We start from the raw sequence: 18759 nt of genomic DNA, 5'->3' as shown, positions 1-18759 counted from the left end.
TCCTGCGGCACCCTTCCCACCGGTCAAGACCGGGAAAGAAAGGCCAGCAAAGCATCATTCACGCCGCTGGCCGGCAGGGAGAGCGGCAACAGCATCCCCCGCCCCTGTGCACGCAACCGCTCGGCCTGGGCGCCAATATCAAAAACGGCTGTCGGCAGGCCCGCCGCCAGCACATGGCTGAGCGCATAGCACCAAGTCTCTGGCCAGACGGAGGGCACAAAGGCCGCGTGCGGGGTGATCTCGGACAGCAGGCCGGGAAACTCCGCTTCCTCATACCGGCCGGTCACCATCGCCGCGCCGGTCTCAATCAAGGCATCATCATCCAGGCTGTAGCCGAGGACAATGAAGCGAAGCGGCAGCACGCGTGCCGCCGCGTCACGCGCACAATCCAGCAGGATTTGGAAGCCTTTGGGAGGGCCAATGGCACCGGGTACCACGATGCGCAGATTCTCCCCCGCCTGACGCGGCGGCGTCACGAAAGAGCTGGGGGCGACGGTTTCCTGCAATGGTGTAACACAGAGCCGCGCTGCCGGTGCATAACGCAACAAACGCCCCGCCGCCTCCTGCGTGGCGCAGTCCACCTGCTGTGCCTGTTCCAGCACAGGACGCGTCACCGCGCGCCACGCCGCCACGCTCATCCCGGTCTGGAGCACATCGCCATGCGCTGCCACGCACTGTTCGCAAGCGCGAATATCCGTTGGCTCGCCGCAATAACGGTCATCGCCATTGGTCAAGGTGATGCGGGGGCAGATCCAACTGTAATCATGCAGATGCACCCGATAGGGAATGCGCGCGGCCAACCCGGTCAGGCAGTCTGCTGTCAGATGGAACGGATGGTGCAGTTCCATCTCCCTGACCCCCAGCCGCGCCAGGTCAGACCAGAGCAAATCCAGTTCTGTCAGTGTGTCGTAAAATAGGTTCCCCAGTTCCGGGCGGTCGGGCAATTCCAGGATCAGCCGACGGGGCTTGCCCTCCATCCGATCAGGGCGCAACAACAGCACCCCGTCGGCACTCTCCCGGGAACGGACCGCTATCCTGTCCTGAATGAAACGTTCGGTCCCGCCGCCAAGCTTGGCACAGACGATCATGAAGGGCCGCTGAACCATATCGCTGAAAAGCCGGGCGCGATCCAGGGCACGCCGATGAACCGCCAGCGGATCCCGCTCGATAAAGCCATGCACCGTGGGTTCATAATCGGGATAAAGCCGGGCGAGCAGGCGCAAGGCCTGATCGACCCTGGCCTGTTTGGCAGGGCCAAAGGACCCCCCCCCGACATGACCGACATAAAGATCCAACGCCATCCGGTGGCGCCAGCCAAGCCGGCTGGCGCGCTGGCAGAAATCATTCTCCTCCCCATATCCGGCCCCGAACGTGGCCGCATCGAACCAACCGGTCTGCGCTAAACAATCCCGCCGGATATACATGCAGAAACCGACCGCCGTCGGAATGTCGATGGCCTGACCATCCAGTACATGTCCAGCCAGGGCACTCAGGGCCGGCACGTCAACCTCGGCCAGCGGCGTGGCCGCATTGGCACGCGGATAGGAACAGATGGTGGCATCATTGGACCAGGGCGTGACCGTACCGATATCGGGAGCCTGCTGCGCTGCCACCTGCAAGCGTCTGAGCCAGCCGGGCACCACAACAGTATCGGCATTCAGCAACACCACATCGCGGGCGCCACCAGCCATGGCCATGCCGATATTGACGCTGCGCACAAATCCCAAATTGGTCGGATTGCGGTGCAGCGTGATGCGGCCTTCCAGGGCCAGGCGGTCGAGCAATTGGGCAATTATCGGGTCCGGCCCCCGATCATCAATGGCAATGATCCGCATGGGGACACCCGGATCGCAGGACAAAAGCCGGTCGAAACAGACGCGCGTCGCCTCAAGGTCGCCATAGACGGGCACAATCACATCCACCGTCGGCGACAGCACGGCAGGCAGCCCAACCGGCTGCGGCAGGCTCAACGGCTCCCGGGTAAGCGCAAACAACAATCCTGGGATGCCGATGCCGGAAAGGGACAGCTTCTCCGGTTCCAGCCGGGATAGTTCCTCACCCACACTGCCAGCCAGCGGCGTCAGCACCGGCTCAGCCCGTATCTGGCCGTCATCCGTCAGAAGCAGGGCCAGGGGGCGGTCCGGGCAGGCCGTATCCCGGGCGCGAACCAGCAGGTCCCCCCCCTCATCCCGTTCCACGATCGCCACCAAACGGGGAGGATAGAGCCAAGCCCCACGCAGCGCCGGAGCAGCAACCGGGACACCGTCCAGATACACCTCGGGATCAACGGCCCCCCGCAAGGCATCCGGCAGCTGCAGTTCCACCACACTGGCGGCAGCGGCAGGTGGCACCTGCCGCTGAACCAACACATGACCCACCCATTCCAGGGCCAGATGCCCCCCACCAGGCGGCACAGCGCATTGGATCGTCCGCCTGGCGATGAAGGCGATGGGACGGCCGCTTGCTTGGGCATAGAGACGAAGCAATTCCACCGCTTCGGCATCCGCTTCGGCATGCCAGGCCAAGGCCTCCAGAACCGATGGTTCCCAACACCCCAATCGCGCCAGGGTTTTGGCCGCCATGGCGTGTCGCGGCGTCAGTGCCAGGGCCTCATCCAGCAGTTGTCGTGCGCCAGGGGCATCGTTCAGCCGCAGACGCGCAATAGCCGCCAGCAATAGATCGTCGGCATGGGGTGGATCAAAGCGTGAAAGGCGCTGCGCCAAGACCGACAACGGCGCAATATCCGGGGCTGCCAGTGCTGCCAGCATGGCAGCACGCGCGATCTCCCGCTTCGATATGGCGGGTGTGACTTTTCCGTCCCCCCCTTTGGTGGAGGGCAGCGCCTTCTCGGTCATCGCGGAACGATGGCCAACCGCAAGGCAATCAAGGGATCCTGTGGCTGGGGAGAACGGCAGGGTTCACCATCAGCCGCTTCGATCTCCCCATGCCGAAGGAAGCGCGCTGCATAGATCACACGATGCGTGTTGGCCAAAGGGGGCATCAGCCGGAAGGCAATACCGGAAAGCGGCCGCCCCCCACCAAGGGTGAGACCCCCGGGTGCCGGCGTCCAATGCGCCTCAGCGGCGTTTGCCCCAGCCACCCTGTATTGCAGCAACTGGCCAACGCTGGGACTGGTCTCAACCCGGATACCCTCAATCCAGAACGGCGCATCCTCCGCAGCCGCCCATTCCCCGGCTGCGAATGCCTGCTCGCCGATCTGTTGGATGGTGGCGAATAAACGCAAGCCGACGGGCGGTGCCTGTTTTGCCGGTGAGAGCGGACGTATCTCAAGATCAACACAGGACTGAATATCCTGACCAAAAATATAATTGGTGATCATTAACGGAGAGGGGCCTGGAGGTACCGAGATCACCACCTCATCGGCAGCGGCGACCCAAGCCACTGGCTCCAAGGCGCCCTTTTGCAGAAAACGAACCGGAGAGGTGCCGGGTTGCGGCACGGATGTCAGCTGGGCTGCCGGGAAGGCGACCCCATTGATCACCCGGGGCCGCTGGGCGGAAGGCCGCACCGCAGCGACATAAGTACCTTCAGGAAGAACAATGACCTGGGCCGAACTGCGCAGCCGGTCCGCTGTGGCTTCCGGTTCCACCGTCGCCAACGTACCATTCGTCGTCGTCATCGTTATCACTTACGTAAGGGGGTAGCAGCGCGCTGATGATAGCCGATATCGGGTTAAGCAATTAAACAAAAATATTCACCCTTAACCCTATGACAGTTAGAGCCGGGTGCGTTTAAACGGAAACGCACCCGGCTCTAACTCCTTGTTCAGCGAGCGGATTCACGCTCCAAAGCGATTCCGCTTTTCCGCGATCCGCTCTAGGCGTGGGCAATCACAGGGGGCAAGATCACGTTGCATTCCAGAACGTAGCGGCAAAGTGTTGTGCCCCGTCCGCCACCGAATGGAACCAAATACCCCCGCAGCACCACGGCGGGGACATCATGATAATTGCAAACAGAACAGTAGTTATAAAAAAATGGCGGACCGAAGTCCGCCATTTCTTCACACATAACAAGCGTAAAAGCTTACTTGACCGTGAACCAGTTTATGCTTGCACCCGTCTGGCCGACCACCGTAATCGTCGACCCATCGGGGAGCGTCAGGACGGTATTGCCACCGGTGACCTGTGCACTGGAAATCAAGGACACCAAGTTCAAGGTACCCGTGCCATAATTGGCAGTCGTGAAGGCGAGCGTGTCCTGAGTCGGGTTGAAACCCGAGATCGTGTCATTGCCATCGCCCGGGCGGAAAATGAACACATCTTTGCCGGCGCCAGCCACAAGCGAATCATTGCCTGTTTCGCCGATGATGTAGCCACCGCCAGTACCAGCCGTAATCGTGTCATTACCGGCGCCACCACCGAGCGTGGCACTGCCCGCACCACCGGTCAGAACGTCGTTGCCCGCACCGCCATTGATAATCGCGTCACCGTTGGCGGAAATCACATCACTACCGGTACCGCCCAACACGCTGTCGCGACCATCGCCGGCCACAATGGTATTTGAGCCGGAGGTGCTGTTCAGCACCATGAACTGATTGCCGGCATCGCCAACAACCAGCTTGGCCGAATCGCTGGCACCCACAAACACGGCAGCGACACTACCATTGCCGGTGCCCGTCACGACGATCTGATTCAAAGACGAATCAACACCAATATTCGTCAGACTGCCGGACGAAACCCCTGTTAAGTCCACAACACCAAGATCATTCGATGCGCCGGCCGACTTAACCACCGTGGCGGTTGACACGTTGGTGAACGTGGCCTGCCCCAGCAGAAGCGGACCGCTGGTGATCGGCGCCGTCTGAACAGGTGCCGTCGTACCAATGGTCGAGATCGTCTGGGTCGTCCCAGCGGGCACAACCGTCTGCAGAATGTTGGAAACGGTCGTGAGCTGTGCGTTCGTCAAACCGGCGCCACCGACAGTGGAGCCTCCGGGCAAAGTTGCCATGTCTGTCCCCCAAAAATTTCATCAAGGGGACATGACAGGAGCCTCTTAGAGCTTCCGCGCCGCGTCCCGCTAATCTTAACTACCGCGGTGGAAGGTAACAGTTCATCCCTCGCCAAGCAACCGGTTATTGCAGTGCATTACAAATCAGAACCACACGCCAATGCAGGTACCAAAGGGTGAAAGACATGCCAGCTACGGCTAATTTTTCTGATTTTTCAGTTAATTAACAAGCTCTACGTCAGCTGACGTGGCTAACCAGTATGCGCGATATGGACACGCCACCTGCGGGATAACCCATAAGACCTACCCCATTTTGGTTAACATGACGCGCCCCTGACGCGAGCACTGCTTAACGTTGTCGGGCCTCAGCGACAATTGCAAGCGCCGTTGCCACGGGCTCATCATCGGCCAAATCGGGGGAATCCCACCCATCGAACAGATCATCGGCTTCCTGAAAGGCTCCCAGTTGCACCAACCGAATTAGAATCAGTTTACGGGCATGTCGAATCGATGCAGGCGCCGTGTCCGCTCCTGGCATGCACCAGATCGCTCGGAAAGTGTCCAGCACGGCCGCAGCATCGGACGCCGTGGCGATCGCCTCCCATGCCCCGATTTTATCGACCACAAAATCCTGGCATAGAGGAGCTGCAAGCAGCGTTACCTCATCACCCACGATGTTCGTCATGCCGACCCGCCACAACATGTCGGGATGACCCATCGCCCGCAAATCCCGCCGCAGGAAACGGCGCAAGGAACGACGGGCCTCTGCGGGGATAAGAAGCCCGGTCGCAGGGTTCCCCCGTTCCACCGCCGCCAGCAGTGGGGCTGTGTCTCCTCCCGCGCAGGCGGTGGCCACCAAATTCAATATAATCGCGTGCGCGCTGAGACGTTCCGTCTCCCCATCGTCCATGCCGGCATTCTGCAGGGCCAATCGCAAGCCGCGGCCGGCGAGAATCGCGGCAGCGGTATAGCGAACGGCCGCGACTGGATCCGCCTCCAAATTGTTTGCGAGGATTGCCCGATAATAAAGCAGGCCAGCAAGATGCGCTGGATAGTGACGCAACCATTCCTGCGCATCACCATAGTCTTTCAAGGGCCGCAAGGCCGCCGAGCGGCTGACATCCAGTCCGAAACGCCGCCGAATATCGTCAGCAATCAATACAAACTGCGTCAGAGCAGCCGCTGATTCGCCAGCATTGACCAGTTCCTTGAAGAGTCGGTAACGCAGCCCGGACAATAAAACGGGCGCCAGACCCGGCGTATCCGCCCGCTGACAGAGATAGTTACGATAAAGCTGACTATCCAGCTGTCTTTTCGCGGGTAGTTCGGCATTACTGGCAAGAGCATGCAAAGTATCGCCCCGCTCCTCGACCCGAACATGCCGGAAGCCGGTGGAACGCAGCGCCCTCTCAAGCCCCATGGCACTGAACAGGGTTAGATGCAGGCCTGGCGTTGCGATCGGGGCCAGGATACCCGGCGTGGTGTTCGGGTTGAGGGCGGCACCATTGGGCGTGGTCAAAACCGCCACGCCGGTTTCGCCGACAGCACGGCGCACAGACGCCAGAAATCCCGATGGTTCGGGAATATGCTCAATCACCTCAGAGGCATAGGCAACGTCAAAAGGCTCTGCCAGCGGCGTCTCCTCCGTCCAATAATCCAGCACAATATCAAGGCCAAGATAGGAACGCCCCAGCGCGGCCAGACCGGAAGGATCATATCCTTTAGCCGTCCAACCCAAGGAGACCTGGACAAAGTCACTGGCAAAGCCGAAACCGCCGCCAATTTCCAACATGCGGCGCCCCGGCCCGGCCTCCGCCCAGCCCAGCGGCTCCAGCATCGGGCGGATGCCGGCATTCTGCTCCAGATAGAATTCCAGCAATGGCCCATCCGGATGAGCTTCCGGCGTATAATCCGCGCCGCGACGGTCGGTGGAAAAACGTGACTCACAGGACGGACATTGCACAATCGTCCAGTCGGTCTGGCCCGGCCCCGCTCCGGGAATGACCAATACAGGGCGATGGGGGCCGGAATCGGCACAGACAGGGCAATCTGCCTCAAAAGCTATGCCCTCACCGGACTGCCATACGAATTCCACATCAACCCCCGTTATTTACCGGTTTCAGCATTCAGCACGGCTAAGGCGATCATAAGAAACCAAGCTCTGAAAGGCCAAAGCCAAATATCTTGCGGATTAATCCCCACGCGATACAACAGGGTCAATCGCCAACCCAGGGTGCGATATGTACAAAGTCTTGTTCTTGCACAAGTTATTTCCTGCACAGTTCGTCCATCTGGCAACAAAGCTGGCATCGGTTCCCGGTGTACGAGTGACGGCACTGGCAAGTGACTTTCAGGCCCGCCTCACCGGGGTTGAAGCAGAGGCCTACCATTTCGTTGATCGCGGAGGCGGCGGCAGTCACCCTTATCTGTTCGAGTCCAATCGCGCCATCTGGCGCGGCCAGGCGGTATTGGCCCACTGCGCCGAGCTATCGCGGGCTGGCTATCGGCCTGATCTGATCATCGGTCATAATGGTTGGGGGGAGATTCTGTTTCTCAAGGATCTCTGGCCGGCAGCAGCGCTGATCGGCTATTTTGAGTTCTTCTATCGCGGACAAGGGGCCGATATCGGGTTCGACCCGGAAGAACCCTTCAGCTTGGACGATCTGGCCCGCGTCAAAACAATGAATACTATCAATTTGCTGGGGCTGGACACGGTGGATGCCGGTGTCAGCCCCACCGCATGGCAAAAACAGCTCTATCCAACCGAATATCAGCCAAAACTGACCTTAATCCACGACGGCATCGACACCGAACGCGCCTGCGCCGGCCCTGCCCGGCCTCTGGTGCTGCCGGACGGGCGGCGACTGGGACCGGATGTTCCGATCGTCACTTACGTCGCCCGCGATCTGGAGCCCTATCGCGGTTTTCGCTCCGCCATGCGCGCGGCCGTCGATATTTTGCAGCGGCGAACGGACGCCCATATGGTGTTTGTCGGCGGTGATGGTATCTCCTATGGCAACCCGCCCCCCGGCGGCGGTACCTGGCGCGCCCGGATGTTGGCTGAACTGGACGGAAAACTGCCAACGGACAGGGTTCATTTTATCGGCAAAGTGCCGCATGCCGAGTTTATCAACTTGATGCGCCTGTCGCGCGTACACCTTTATCTTACCTACCCGTTCGTCCTCAGCTGGTCCATGCTGGAAGCCATGGCAACCGGCGTTACACTGGTCGCCTCCGCGACCCCCCCCGTACAGGAGGTGGTGGAGCATGGGCATAATGGCCTGCTGGTGCCGTTCGCTGACCCAGCTGCGATCGCTGAAGGAGTGTTGCAGGCTCTGGCGATGCAAGCGGACCACCGTCTGGCCATGCGTCGGGCCGCCCGCAAGACGGTGGTCGACCGGTACGATCTGCATTGGGTGGCTCTGCCGGCCTGGATGCAGCTGTTGCGCGACCGTTTTCACGCCCCTGTGTAGCAAGATGGAAGAGGCGGTTTTCGCCTGAGCAGAGAGCGCTAACCTCTTCCCCTGCCGGGCCTGCTGGGATAGAGGTGTTGTCGTGGATTCGCGTGCGGGGGAAAGTGACAGTGGCCGGCAGCAGGTTGACCTCGCTGATTAACAGCATCACCCACGGAATAAGGGGCTCTGCCTATGCCCGTGGCGAGCGGCTGGCTGGCAGGGGGAAGTTGGCTGATGCCGCTGCAATCTGGCAGGAAGGCGCCAGACAGGGAGATCCCCAATGCCAGATGGCCCTGGCAGAGGCCCTGGATGCTGGACGCGGCGTCCTGCCCAACCCCAAAAGCGCGTTCCGCTGGTACCGGGCGGCCGCAGAAAATGGCCTCGCACGCGCGCAGGCCTGCCTTGCCAGCCACTATGCCAATGGCTTTGGGGATGCAAAAGGCCAGCACAAGGCTGATGCTTTTGTCCTGGAAAGAAGTGACGTCCAAGCGCGTCATTGGGCCCGATTGGCAGCAGAACAGGGAATGGTGGAAGCACAGGTGCTGTTGGGCTGGCTTTATGCCCGTGACGGTGGCCCTGACGCCCCGCTTGACATCGCACAGGCCTGCATCTGGTATCAGCGCGCGATCGATCAGGGCAGCATCAAGGGCATGGTGGGTCTGGCCAATCTGATCGCGGGGGGCAATATGCCGGACCGGGAGCCCGCAGACGCTTTTGCCCTTTATGAGCAGGCCGCCCACCAGAACGACCCCACCGCACAATATTATACAGGGCTCTATCTGCTGGAGGGCATTGGAACCGTGCCGGATGGCGGGGCCGCCATGGCGTGGCTCTCAAAGGCCGGCGAGGCCGGCATCGTTGCGGCCTGCCGTACCCTGGGCATTGTTTACCGGCGGGGGCGCGGCGTAGAGCGGAATTTCGCTGCCGCTGAGACCTGGCTGCGACGCGGCGCACTTAAGGGTGACTCCGAATGTATGGCGCTGCTGGCAGACATGCATATGGCCAGAGAAGCAGCCGTTGCCAATCCCGGTGAAGCCATCATCTGGTACACGGCCGCCGCAGAATTGGGGCATGTCGGCGCCCTGGCTGCACTGGGACTAGCCCACCAGACGGGCAAACATGTGCCACTCGACCCCTTGCGGGCAGTCTATTTCTTTGAGAAGGCCGCCGCCGGGGGACATGCAGAAGGAGCTTTCCATCTCGGCCTCTGCCACCTGGAGGGTCGCGGCATCCCGGTTGATTATCAGAAGGCGGCCCGCTTCCTGATGATGGCGGCCGAATTGGGCCACGCCAATGCCACCTATAATATGGGGGTGTTGTGTTTCCATGGCCATGGCGTGCCGCAAGATCAAGAAAGGGCGATGAGCTTTTATGCCCGGTCGGCCGAAATGGGCAGCGCTTCAGGGCAGTTCCGGCTGGCCCATGCCCTCGCCACAGGTCAGGAACTGCTGCCTGCTGACCCTGAAAAGGCCATGCACTGGTTCACTGCCGCCGCCGAACAGGGCCATGTCCCCGCCCAGGTTAATCTGGTCCGCATTCTCATCAGCCGGCAAGCCCCCAGAGAAGAACTCGAATATTGGCGTAGCCGCCTCTATGAAGCCGCCAGGCAGGGTATTGCCATTGCCATGACCGCCCTGGCGGAAATGAAATGGAATATTGACCGCGATGCCCCCGCAGCTATTGAAATGGCCCGGTCTGCGGTAGAGCTGGGCGATCCGTTGGCCGAAAGTCTGGCGCAATATCTGGAGGCACGGAGCTTCAGCGGTATTGTCCGCTGAAGCTCCCCAGTCTTTAAAATACTGGCTCTAGAGCCGGGTGCGTTTAAACGGAAATACACCCGGCTCTAAGTCCTTGTTCAGCGAGCGGATTCACGCTCCAAAGCGATTCCGCTTTTCCGCGATCCGCTCTAGGTTCTGTTCTTTATCATGAGGGCTCCCGCATACCCTCAGAGATATTTTTAATCACCGTACCCAGCAGATATTGCATGATCGTGCGCTCACCGACCACAATATCTGCCTGAAGCGGCATACCCGGCAGCAATGTGACATCCTTAGGCACATTCCGTAGCTTTATTTCCGTAATTTCAATACGGGACTTATAGAAGCGGGTTCCACTGGGCGTACCATCATCCAGTCGATTGAAACTGTCGGCACTGACGGAACGGACGCGTCCAACCACCGTGCCATATTCGGTGAATCGATAGGCGTCCAGCTTAATCTTCGTTTCGTCGCCGGGCTTCACGAAACCCTGGTCAGTGCCGGCAATGTCTGCCTCGACCTCCAGCTCCGCATTGCTGGGAACCAAGGAAACGATCACTTCGCCCGACGGTACAACGGCGCCATTGCCAATATCCGCCACCTTGACAACGGTGGCGTCACTGACCGCACGAAGCTCAATCAGATTGCGGCGATATTCCGCCTTGGACAGTTCATCAGCCACCTGCTGAAGCTCAGTGCGGCGGGAAACCAATTCCTGGGAAACACTGGAGTTCCATTCCTGCATATAGGCCTCCCGCTCCGCCCCCAAGGATTGCAGCTCATGCCGCGCTGTAACGATCTGCTGCTCACTATTCGAAAGATTACGGGCAATTTCCGCCTTGTTATCTTGAGCAACCAGCACGTTCAGTCGGCTCCCCACCTCTTTACGGGCCAGTTCTGAACGCATCTTTTCAATCTCGCTGTTCACTGCCAATCGGGAACGATAATATTCCGCGTCTCGTGAACTGCTTTGAATGGTGCCCTGGATGGACTTGATTTTCTGATCATAAACCGCCAGACGCGATTCCCGCTCTGCCTGCCGGGAACGCCAGATCTCCAATTGTGTCGACCAGGAGATGCTCGCCTGGTCAGCAGCTTTGAAGGGAGCGCCCGCCTGCTCAGCCTCCAGCCGAGCGACCTGGGCACGCAGGGTTTCCACACGGGACTGCAACTGCGAGACGTCGGCACCGGTCAATGTCGGGTCCAGAATCACCAGCACATCGCCCTTCTTCACTGTTTGGCCTGGCCGGACCAAGACCTCACGAATCACCGAGGATTCAAGGGGCTGAACGGTGATGGTCGGCGTACGGGAGATAATGCGCCCGCGTGAGCTGACGACGATATCCAGCGTCATAATGTTGGCCAGTACAACCAATGCCAACACCATGCCTGCCAAGATGTGGACCGTCAGCTGCACCTGTCTTGGGTACGGGGCACCAATAATCTCAGCCATCTCTGACTGGAAGTCGTTGATAGCCTGGTCCGCCGCGTCAGCAGTCCGGCTGTTAGGACGCAGGACCAGCGATCGACCGCTCATTGTTCGCTCCTGTCGGGGACTGATGACGATTTTGCTGGAACCAGAGATGACGATAAATACTGCACCGCTCCAGCAACTCCTCATGCGTGCCAATATCGTAGACCCGGCCCCGCTCCATCACGATGATCTGGTCGCAATCCACCAGCGATGCCAGTCGATGCGAGATGATGAGCATGGTGCGGCCAGCCGCTATGTGGCGCAAATTATTATTGACGATGGCTTCGCTATCCGGGTCGAGCGCACTGGTCGCTTCATCCAGAATCAGAATGGAGGGGTCAACCAGCAGTGCCCGGGCAATCGCCAAACGCTGGCGCTGGCCACCTGAAAGATTGGCAGCGCCTTCCGAAAGGAACGTATCGTAACCGGCAGGCTGCCGTTCAATGAATTCCTCAGCACCAGCCAAACGCGCAGCGGCGATCACTTCATCAAAGGTGGCATCGGGCTTGGCGGCGGCGATGTTCTGACGAATGGTTCCGCTGAACAGGAAATTATCCTGCAATACCACGCCCAGGTTCGCGCGCAGATGGTGAATGTCCATCTGCTTCAAATCATTACCTTCAAGCTTGATCAAGCCATCATAATCCTGATGCAGCCCCTGCAACAGGCGGGTGATGGTGGTCTTACCCGATCCCGACCGTCCCATGATGCCGACGACACTGCCCGGTGCGATCTCAAAACTCACCTTATCCAGGGCATAAGTGCTGGCTCCCGAATAACGGAAGCGCACCTCATCAAAAGTGATACCGCCCTGGAACCGTGGACGCAGGCCGTGGGTGGAACGGGTATCCTCCGCCGGAATATTGACCAGGGAGGCAACGAGGCTCATCGCACCGCGCATCTCCTGCACCTGCTGAAGCAGACCTGCGATCTGAACAATCGGTTGTGTCGCCCGGCTGGCCAACATTACGAACGCGATCAGACCGCCGATCAGCACGCTCCCGCTCTCCGCCGTCAGCGCCAGGTAACAACCCAATAACAGGGTGCCGGAATAGATCAGCTTCTCCAGGGGTTGCAGGATCGTTTGCGGTTGATTGGAGATGAACCCCATATCGCGATGCGCCCGCACGGCCTCCGAAGAGCATTGATCCCATTCTTGACGCTTACCCCCCTCCAAGGCCAAAGACTTGATGGTGCGCATGCCATGAATGGTTTCAACAAGGAATGAGCCGCGGCGCTGTTCTGCCCGCACAACCCGTCCATAAGCATGACCGACGATAGGCATATAAATGAGGACGCAAGCAAACATTACAGCAGAAACACCCAGCACAAAAAAGGTCAATGGCGCATGTAGGTAGAACATTGCCGGTAAAATTACGACCAATGTAATACTATCCAGACAGACAGTAAAAAGCTGACCTGTCATAAAATTACGAATACGCGAAATCTCACTGACCTTATGTGCTATCATTCCGGTGGGCTGCTGTTCGAACACTTCGATGGGCAGACCAATCAGTTTTTCAAAAACATAGGTACTGATCCGCGCATCGATGCGCGCCGCCCCTTCTGCTACAAGCCAGCGCCGCAGATAGCCAAAGATCGCATCAAAAATGACAACAAAAAATATGCCCACCGCCAGAACAAACAAGGTGGACATCCTTTGGTGGACCAGAACACGATCAAGCACGATGAAATACAACAAAGGCGGCACAAGTGCAAAGAAGGAAAGAATAAGTGCCGCGATGCCGACATCGCGGAAAATACGTTTCTCCATCATCACCTGGCGTAACAACCAGCTGGCACTGAAATTTTCATTCAAATTACTGGTCGCGTTCTGAGTTTTGAAGAGGATAACCTCGCCATCCCAAATTTCGGCAAGACCAATGGCATCAAAGGGCGCTGGCGTCGCACCATCTGCAGGGTGGCGAAGCACCACCAGCGGTGGCTGCGTGGCCGGACTTACGGACAGGAGAACCCTGGCCGTACCATCCCGCAGACGAAGCAAAGCCGGTACAGCCCGCCCAATACGGAGCAGTTGCTCAAATCGCATGCGCGTCACGCGACATTTCAGGCCGTGGTGCTCCGCCGCCGCGACCACGATGGAAGGACGAACTTCTTCCGGACCTGTCGCATGGCTGCGCAGCAATTGCTCACGTGAAAGATGCAGCCCATGATGGCGGGCGATGAAACGCAACGCCTCCAGCATCGTGTGCGAGACGGTTGGGTCCACTGGGGAAATCCCCTCGCTATCAGGGGCTTGCTCCGCCTGAGACATGTCTGTCCTTCGCAAACGCCAATCATTCACCCTGGCGCACCGAGCGGCAGGGGTGGGTATGACTAACGCAAAGAGATGATCCGGATCAAAGAAAATCGCTGCGGCGCGTCATTCCACCAGCCCCTGCTCCCGCAGCCAATCCACCACGCGCAGCGCCTGTTCGGCCGGCGTGCCCTCCCCGAAGCGCAAGTGCAGCTCTGGATTATCCGGCACTTCATAAGGGCTGTCGACGCCGGTGAAATGGGCGATCTCCCCCGCTCGGGCGCGGCGGTAATGGCCTTTGATGTCCCGCCGTTCGCACTCACCCAAAGGGGTATCCACAAATATCTCCACCATCTCGCCGGCCGGCAGGATGACGCGGGCCCGTTCCCGGTCTTCCCGGAAGGGGGAGATCAGGCTGACCAGCACGATCAGCCCGGCATCCGTCATCAGCCGCGCCACCTCCGCCACCCGGCGGATATTCTCCGCCCGGTGGGCATCACCGAATCCGAGATCACGGCACAGGCCGTTGCGCAGGTTATCGCCGTCCAGCACCATGGTCTGGCAGCCGCGCCGGTGCAGTTCCTGTTCCACCAGATCGGCGATGGTGGATTTGCCGGCCCCGGACAGGCCGGTGAACCACAGCACACAGGGCCGATGCGGTCGGTTGGCCACCCGCGCGACCTTGTCCACCTTCATGTTCTGCCAGGGCACATCACCTGACCGCCGCAGGGGCGCATCAACCATGCCCGCCGCGACAGTGGCATTGCTGATCCGATCAATCAGAATGAAACCACCCAGGGTGCGCGATTGGCGATAGGGCAGCAGGCCGATGGGACGATCCAGCGTCAGATGGCAATAGCCGACATCGTTCAGCCCCAGCTGGCCGCCCAGCTGGGGCCGCCAGTCATCCACATTCAACCGATGAACCAGCTCCGTCACCTGCGCCCCGACCGAGGCGGCCCCCAGACGCAGCAGATAGGAGCGGTGCGGCACCAGGGGCCGGTCCTGCATCCAGATCAGGTGGGCGGAAATCTGGTCGGCCACCGGCGGCGGGGCGGCGGCGGCGGCAATCAGGTCACCCCGGCTGACATCCACCTCGTCGGCCAGCACCAGGGTCACCGCCTGGCCGGCCCGTGCGCTGGGAAGGTCGCCATCCATGCTGACGATACGGGCCACCCGGCTCTGCCGGCAGGAAGGCAGCACCATCACCGGATCGCCGGGAACCACGCGCCCCGCCGCGATGGTGCCGGCAAAGCCCCGGAAATCCTGATGCGGACGGTTGACCCATTGCACCGGCAGGCGCAACGGCCCTTCCTGGTCACCGGTCGCCGCCGGGCAGCTTTCCAGCAGGTCCAGCAGGGTCGGTCCGCCATACCATCCCAGCGCCGCCGACCGGCGGGTGACATTGTCGCCGTTTCGGGCCGACAAGGGCACGGCACTGATGGACTGGAAATCAAGGGCGGCGGCAAAGGCGCGGAAATCCGCCTCAATCACCTGGAAGGCCATCTGATTCCAGCCAATGGCATCCATCTTGTTGATTGCCAGCACAATCCGGCGGATGCCCATCAGGGCGGCAATGCCGGCATGGCGCCGTGTCTGCGGCAACAACCCCTTGCGCGCATCCACCAGCAGCACGGCCAGATCCGCCGTGGAGGCAGCGGTGGCCATATTACGGGTATATTGCTCATGCCCTGGCGTATCGGCGATGATGAATTTGCGCCGGATCGTGCTGAAATAGCGGTAGGCGACGTCAATGGTGATGCCCTGCTCCCGCTCTGCCGCCAGCCCATCCACCAGCAGGGCGAAATCCAGCGCGCCTTCACCGGTGGTACCATGGGCGGCACTGTCCCGGCGCAGCTGTTCCAGCTGATCCGCCGGTACGGCACCGCAATCATGCAGCAACCGGCCGATCAGGGTGGATTTGCCGTCATCGACCGACCCGCAGGTGATGAAACGCAGGGGAATGCCGGCGCGCTCTTCCAACATCGCATCCATCAGAAGTAGCCTTCCTGCTTCTTGCGCTCCATGGAGGCGGCACCGTCAGCATCAATGATCCGGCCCTGGCGCTCCGACTGGCTGCTGTCGGCCAGTTCGTCAATGATGGCATCCAGGCTGTCCGCCCGGCTTTCCACCGCACCGGTCAGCGGGTAACAGCCCAGCGTGCGAAACCGGACCCAGCGCATTTCCGGCTGCTCCCCCGGCTGCAGCGGCATCCGCGCATCATCCACCATGATCAACGCGCCATCACGCTCCACCACCGGGCGGGGCTTGGCGAAATAGAGCGGAACGATGGGGATATTCTCCCGCCTGATATAGGCCCAGACATCCCGTTCGGTCCAATTGGACAGGGGGAAGACGCGGATGCTCTCCCCCTTGGCGATGCGGCCATTATACAGGTTCCATAGTTCCGGCCGCTGATTCTTGGGATCCCAGCCATGGGCCTGATTGCGGAAGGAGAAGATGCGTTCCTTGGCGCGCGACCTTTCCTCATCCCGGCGCGCACCACCGAAGGCAGCATCGAAACCGTAACGGTTCAAGGCCTGTTTCAGGGCCTGGGTCTTCATCACGTCCGTATGCACGGCCGAGCCATGGGTGAAAGGCCCCACCCCTTGGGCCACCCCTTCCGGATTGATATGGACCAGCAGGTCCAGCCCCAGTTCCCGGACGCGCGCATCGCGGAAGGCGATCATCTCCCGGAATTTCCAGGTCGTATCCACATGCAGCAGCGGAAAGGGCGGCTTGGCGGGATAAAACGCCTTCAGGGCCAGATGCAGCATGACCGCACTGTCCTTGCCGATGGAATAGAGCATCACCGGGGCCTGGAACTGCGCCGCGACCTCCCGCATTATGTGGATGCTCTCGGCTTCCAGCCAGTCCAGATGGCTGAAACCGGTCATGGGAGAATGTGGGGACATGGCACGCATGACCTGATATGGACACCCACCCGGCGGGGTCAGCGGTAAACTTGCCCTGATACGGCCGAAATTTCTACATATTAGTTGTATTGAGACACAGCGCAGCACCTGATTGATGTTTGCGGGTTATGGCCGAACAAGGGGCTAGCGCCTGGCGCCAGGAAAGTGGGAGTGGAAGTAACAATGTCGCAGCAACAACCGTCATCGGCTGTCGGTGGCTGGTATAGGGGCTTTTCGTCTGATGGACGGGCCACACTGGCAGCAGCCTTCGCCGACATGGCGGTCGGGCTGGCCTCCTGGCGGATCTGGTTCACCCTGGCCTGGACGGACATCCGGCAGAAATATCGCGGCTCCATCCTGGGGCCGCTATGGGTGACGCTCAGCATGGCGGCGTTTACCGCCGGCATCGCCATTGTCTATGCCGCCATCTTCAAGATCGATGTGCCAGCATATCTGCCCCATGTCGCCATCGGCATGGTGACATGGACGCTGATCACCAGCCTGATCAGCGAGAGTTGTATGGCGCTGGTGGGGGCGGAGGGCTATCTGAAGCAGGTGCGCCTGCCGCTGACCGTCTTCGTCAACCGGGTGATCGCCCGTAACGCCCTGGTGCTGCTGCACCATGTGTTGATCGTGGTGGGCGTCAGCCTGCTTTATGAGACGGGCGTGACCCTGGAGGGTGTCGGGCTGGCCATTGCCGCCGTGCTGTTGCTGCTGGTCTGCGGCTATGGCTGGGGCCTGATGCTGGCCTGTGTCTGTATGCGGTTCCGCGATGTGGCGCAGATCGTCCAGACCATCCTGACTGGTGCCTTCTTCATCACCCCGGTGCTGTGGAAGGGCAATTTTCTGGATGCCAACCATCCGGCCCTGCGCTTCAACCCGTTCCATTATCTGGTTGAGATCGTGCGCCAGCCGCTGACCACCGGCACGGTGGACCCGATGCACTGGATCGTTGTTGGCTGGATCGCCATCGCCGGTCTGGTGCTGGGCCTGCTGGTCTTCCGCGCTTCCCGCCCCCGCGTCACCTTTTGGATCTGAAGCGATCATGTCCGTTCACATCACCTTAGAGGACGTTTCCGTCCGCTTTCAGATTTTCGGGCTGCATGGGCGGTCACTGAAGAAGACGGCGCTCAGCCTCACCACCGGTGGGCGCATCGGCTCCGGCGCGTCGGGGCGGGTGCATATTGATGCACTGCGCAATGTCAATCTCGACCTGCGGGAGGGGGACCGGGTGGGGCTGATCGGCCATAATGGCGCCGGGAAAAGCACCATCCTGCGCACCATGGCCGGCATTTATGAGCCGACGGGCGGGCGCATCCGGGTGAGCGGTCGCGTCTCCCCCATGTTCGATCTGATGCTGGGCATCGATCATGATGCGACGGGCAACGAGAATCTGCGCCTGCGCGGCCTGCTGCTGGGCATGACGGCGGCGGAGATTGAGGAATATGCCGCCGAGATCGGGGAGTTTTCCGGCTTGGGCGAATATCTCGATCTGCCGGTGAAGACCTATTCGTCAGGCATGTTGCTGCGACTGATGTTTTCCGTTGCCACCGCCGTGTCGCCGGAAATCCTGCTGCTGGATGAATGGATCACCGCCGGCGACGCCAATTTCATGGAACGGGCGGAGGTGCGGGTGAACAAGCTGATCGACCGGTCCAGCCTGATGGTGATTGCCAGCCATAGCCGCGACCTGATCCAGCGGTTGTGCAACAAGGTGGCCGTGCTGGAACATGGCCAGGTGGTGGATTATGGCCCCATCACGCCGGCCATGCTGGACCGGGCCATGGCAGCGTAAAGCGGTGGCGGGGGGCACCGCCCCCCGCCGGTCTATCGATCAACGCGCCAGCCAGCCGCCATCGACAGCCAGGATATGGCCCTGGACATAGTCGGCGGCACGGCTGGCCAGGAACACGGCGGCCCCGCCCAGATCGTC

At 60.4% G+C, this 18759-nt stretch carries 13 protein-coding genes; 4 read left to right on the top strand and 9 right to left on the bottom strand.

The genetic code is table 11. The annotated features are described in order from the left end of the window. Nucleotides 1-23: 23 nt before the first annotated feature. From CHB97_RS24405 to CHB97_RS24385, 4 genes are all read right to left on the bottom strand, one after another. On the bottom strand, nt 24-2855 hold the full coding sequence (locus CHB97_RS24405) for a glycosyltransferase (RefSeq protein WP_089290637.1): 2832 nt from the start codon (nt 2853-2855) through the stop codon (nt 24-26). Next, the gene (locus CHB97_RS24400; RefSeq protein ID WP_089367514.1) at nt 2852-3640 is read right to left on the bottom strand and encodes a hypothetical protein; all 789 of its coding nucleotides are present in this window, start codon (nt 3638-3640) and stop codon (nt 2852-2854) included. Before CHB97_RS24400 ends, CHB97_RS24405 begins: the two co-directional genes overlap by 4 nt. A gap of 404 nt (nt 3641-4044) precedes the next feature. After that, nucleotides 4045-4968: a calcium-binding protein gene (locus CHB97_RS26240; protein ID WP_143271183.1), complete on the bottom strand. Its 924-nt coding sequence runs from the start codon at nt 4966-4968 to the stop codon at nt 4045-4047. A 349-nt stretch (nt 4969-5317) separates the two neighbouring features. Further along, complete coding sequence (locus CHB97_RS24385) at nt 5318-7063, bottom strand: bifunctional 2-polyprenyl-6-hydroxyphenol methylase/3-demethylubiquinol 3-O-methyltransferase UbiG (RefSeq protein WP_143271181.1); 1746 nt, start codon at nt 7061-7063, stop codon at nt 5318-5320. 145 nt (nt 7064-7208) lie between these two features. Between CHB97_RS24385 and CHB97_RS24380 the strand changes: the two genes are divergently transcribed. Together CHB97_RS24380 and CHB97_RS24375 are read left to right on the top strand one after the other, a co-directional pair. Then, the gene (locus CHB97_RS24380; RefSeq protein ID WP_089290632.1) at nt 7209-8441 is read left to right on the top strand and encodes a glycosyltransferase; all 1233 of its coding nucleotides are present in this window, start codon (nt 7209-7211) and stop codon (nt 8439-8441) included. Continuing rightward, nucleotides 8381-10201, top strand: coding sequence for an SEL1-like repeat protein (locus CHB97_RS24375; protein ID WP_143271179.1), 1821 nt, complete (start codon nt 8381-8383; stop codon nt 10199-10201). Before CHB97_RS24380 ends, CHB97_RS24375 begins: the two co-directional genes overlap by 61 nt. 145 nt (nt 10202-10346) lie before the next feature. Here the strand turns inward: CHB97_RS24375 and CHB97_RS24370 are convergent, their stop codons facing one another. The 4 genes from CHB97_RS24370 to cysD all read right to left on the bottom strand — a co-directional run bounded on the left by CHB97_RS24370 (nt 10347) and on the right by cysD (nt 16826). Next, nucleotides 10347-11717, bottom strand: a complete 1371-nt coding sequence (locus CHB97_RS24370; protein WP_244559692.1) for an HlyD family type I secretion periplasmic adaptor subunit — start codon at nt 11715-11717, stop codon at nt 10347-10349. Beyond that, the gene (locus CHB97_RS24365) at nt 11686-13929 is read right to left on the bottom strand and encodes a peptidase domain-containing ABC transporter (RefSeq protein ID WP_089290630.1); all 2244 of its coding nucleotides are present in this window, start codon (nt 13927-13929) and stop codon (nt 11686-11688) included. The genes CHB97_RS24370 and CHB97_RS24365 overlap by 32 nt, the downstream gene beginning before the upstream one ends. Nucleotides 13930-14037: 108 nt before the next feature. Further along, nucleotides 14038-15906, bottom strand: a complete 1869-nt coding sequence (gene cysN, locus CHB97_RS24360; protein ID WP_089290629.1) for a sulfate adenylyltransferase subunit CysN — start codon at nt 15904-15906, stop codon at nt 14038-14040. Beyond that, nucleotides 15906-16826, bottom strand: coding sequence for a sulfate adenylyltransferase subunit CysD (gene cysD, locus CHB97_RS24355; RefSeq protein ID WP_200820112.1), 921 nt, complete (start codon nt 16824-16826; stop codon nt 15906-15908). The genes cysN and cysD overlap by 1 nt, the downstream gene beginning before the upstream one ends. Nucleotides 16827-17009: 183 nt before the next feature. Here cysD and CHB97_RS24350 point away from each other — a divergent pair, with 183 nt between their 5' ends. Together CHB97_RS24350 and CHB97_RS24345 are read left to right on the top strand one after the other, a co-directional pair. Next, nucleotides 17010-17864 carry an ABC transporter permease gene (locus CHB97_RS24350; protein ID WP_089290627.1) on the top strand — a complete coding sequence of 285 codons (855 nt, stop codon included), beginning with the start codon at nt 17010-17012 and terminating at the stop codon, nt 17862-17864. A gap of 7 nt (nt 17865-17871) precedes the next feature. Then, nucleotides 17872-18621: an ABC transporter ATP-binding protein gene (locus CHB97_RS24345; protein WP_089290626.1), complete on the top strand. Its 750-nt coding sequence runs from the start codon at nt 17872-17874 to the stop codon at nt 18619-18621. Between the two features lie 39 nt (nt 18622-18660). Here the strand turns inward: CHB97_RS24345 and CHB97_RS26235 are convergent, their stop codons facing one another. Next, complete coding sequence (locus CHB97_RS26235) at nt 18661-18753, bottom strand: hypothetical protein (RefSeq protein ID WP_371332968.1); 93 nt, start codon at nt 18751-18753, stop codon at nt 18661-18663. Nucleotides 18754-18759 lie beyond the last annotated feature (6 nt).

The organism is Azospirillum sp. RU38E (assembly GCF_900188385.1).
Classification (GTDB): Bacteria; Pseudomonadota; Alphaproteobacteria; order Azospirillales; family Azospirillaceae; genus Niveispirillum.
The sequence above is the reverse complement of the archived record's forward strand: the minus strand, read 5'-3'. Positions and strand labels throughout refer to the sequence as shown.